Here is a 2,612-nt window from a genome sequence, read left to right as displayed (position 1 = left end):
GGTTTGTGTTTGAGTTGGTGGTGCGGCGGGGGGATGTTGAGGGGATTCAGGTAAAGGTGGGTGAGTGTGTGGGGTTGGCGTTGGAGGCTGTTGGGGGTGTGGATAGGCCGTTGGGGCGGGAGTTGCGGAGGTTGGCGGGTGAGTTTGCCGGGATTCAGGCGATGGGGCAGCTAGATGCGCCGCTCGTTGCGCTCAAGGATTATCTGAAAGATATTCAATGAATGAAGGCAGGGGGGACCCCTGTTGTTTGATAACCTCTATGTTTTACTGATGGACTGAGGGTTGGAGCTCGAGGCTACAGGCTTCACCTGAGACGCAGAGGCTGAAGGCGGTGATAGACACTAATCTGGTGGCGCAGCTAAGGGCTGAGAATGCAAGATTGGTTGCCTTGCTGGATGCTCATGGCATCGATTGGCGCCCGCCTGCTGAGCCGGTCAAGATTGCGATTGTCCAAACAGAGCAATCACAGCAACTCGATACTGAAGGAAAGCTTGCCCTATTCCGAAGCTTGTTTCGTGGCAGAACGGACGTTTACCCCATCCGCTGGGAAAGCAAGGCAGGCAAATCAGGATACACACCCGCTTGCGCAAACGAATGGAGACCAGGCGTTTGTGAGAACCCCCGAATCAAATGTGGTGACTGCGGTAACCGCCAGCTGCTTCCGCTGACCGATGAGGTGGTCTATCGCCATCTGGCGGGCGAAGTGGTCGTTGGTATCTACCCCCTACTCTCTGATGACACTTGTTATTTTTTGGCTGTCGACTTCGATGAGGCCGAATGGCGTGATGACTCAAAGCTTTTGTGCAGTCATGCCATGGGCTGAACGTCCCGGTGCCGCAATCATCAGTCATGCCTGTGAGCGCACCCGCCAGTTGGCGCTCAGCTCCTATGATCGACTGTTTCCAAACCAGGACTATATGCCCAAAGGCGGCTTTGGAAATCTCATCGCGCTCCCTTTGCAAAAGCGGGCCAAGGCCCAAAACAACAGCGTTTTTGTAGACGACACGCTTGAGCCTCATCCTGATCAATGGGCCTTCCTGGCATCGATTCAGCGCATGAGTCCAGAAGATATCCAGCCCGTTATTGTCCAGGCGATGGGTAATCGAGACCCTCTAGGGGTCGCCTACGTCGATGACGAAGGTGATGCAGAACCCTGGAAAGATCGTGAATCGAGATCACGCAAATTGACATGCCCGCTACCTGCTGCTGTCAACATCACGCTGGCCAACTTAATTTACTTTGAAAAGTCGGAATTGCCACAGCCATTGGCAAACCAGCTTGTCCGGCTCGCTGCTTTTCAAAATCCTGAGTTCTACAAAGCTCAGGCCATGCGCATGTCAGTGTGGAACAAGCCAAGGATTATCGGCTGTGCCCAGAACTCCCCCAAACATATTGCGTTACCGCGTGGCTGTTTGGATGCTGCGCTGGAGCTTTTAGAGGAAAACGGGGTTACCCCTATTTTTAAAGACGACCGCTTCGTGGGCGACCCCATCGACGTGAGTTTTCTCGGGACCCTGCGTTCTGACCAAGAGGCTGCTGTCAGCGCAATGCTAAGTCATGACACCGGCATCCTCTGCGCACCGACAGCTTTCGGTAAAACGGTGAGTGCTGCTGCGTTGATTGCCGCTCGTGGCATTAACACGTTGGTGCTTGTGCATCGGACGGAACTGTTAAGGCAGTGGCAAGAGCGCTTGCAGGCGCTCCTGGGAGTCGAGAATGGTGTCGTTGGTACCCTTGGGGGGGGGAAGCGAAGCTTACCGGCATCATCGACATTGCCGTAATGCAGTCGCTATCGCGAAAAGGCGAGATCTGCGATCAGGTAAAAAACTACGGCCAGATCATCGTTGATGAGTGTCATCACCTATCAACCGTGTCATTCGAGGGACTACTGAGGAGCGCGACCGCGCGGTACGTACTGGGACTCACCGCAACCCCAGTGCGCCGAGATGGGCAGCAGCCCATTATTTTCATGCAGTGCGGACCGATCCGACATTCTGCTGCTCGACCAGCGAGTGCGCCCCATGACCTATCTGTCGTGCCTCGATTGCTGTCAAAACCAATAGTGGTCCCCGACGGCTTTGGGATTCAGGACGTTTTTCGGCATCTAGCCGACAACTCTGAGCGGACAGCCAAAATCGTTTCGGAGATTGAGTTGGCGTACAGCGAGGGTAGAAAAATTTGAGTCCCTTCCCCCTGATGCTCCACGGGTGCTGTTGGCAACAGGAAAACTAGTAGGTGAAGGTTTCGATCACCCGCCGCTGGACACACTGGTACTGGCAATGCCCATCTCATGGAAGGGAATCCTTCAGCAATATGCGGGGCGGTTGCATCGATCGCATGCCGATAAGGCCGACGTGCGAGTGATTGACTTCGTTGACGGGGGAAATGTCGCGCTGCTGAGAATGTGGGATAAGCGCCAGGCGGGTTACAAAGCGATGGGCTACCGCATGGCTGATTCCATGGCCACCATGGACCTACTCTAACGTGGTTGACGGTCAACTTCCGCACCAGTCTCAGGATGCTTTTTTCAAGGACAAACAAAACCCCAACTGCTTTCGCAATTGGGGTTTCGGAATTTAATCTTGACGATGACCTACTCTCACATGGGGAAA

The 2,612-nt window shown here is 54.4% G+C and carries 1 protein-coding gene and 1 pseudogene; both read left to right on the top strand.

All coding sequences use genetic code 11. The features are described 5' to 3' along the window. On the top strand, positions 1-221 hold a 221-nt coding region (locus tag AC3WN7_RS28570; RefSeq protein ID WP_102675856.1), incomplete at its 5' end, for a hypothetical protein. Positions 222-331: 110 nt separating this feature from the next. After that, positions 332-2,483 (top strand): annotated as a pseudogene (locus AC3WN7_RS28565) (TOTE conflict system archaeo-eukaryotic primase domain-containing protein). The last annotated feature ends 129 nt before the right edge of the window (positions 2,484-2,612 follow it).

The sequence above is a fragment of the Pseudomonas sp. FW305-70 genome (assembly GCF_058783925.1).
Note: the sequence above shows the minus strand (reverse complement) of the source record. Positions and strands in the feature narration are given on the sequence as shown.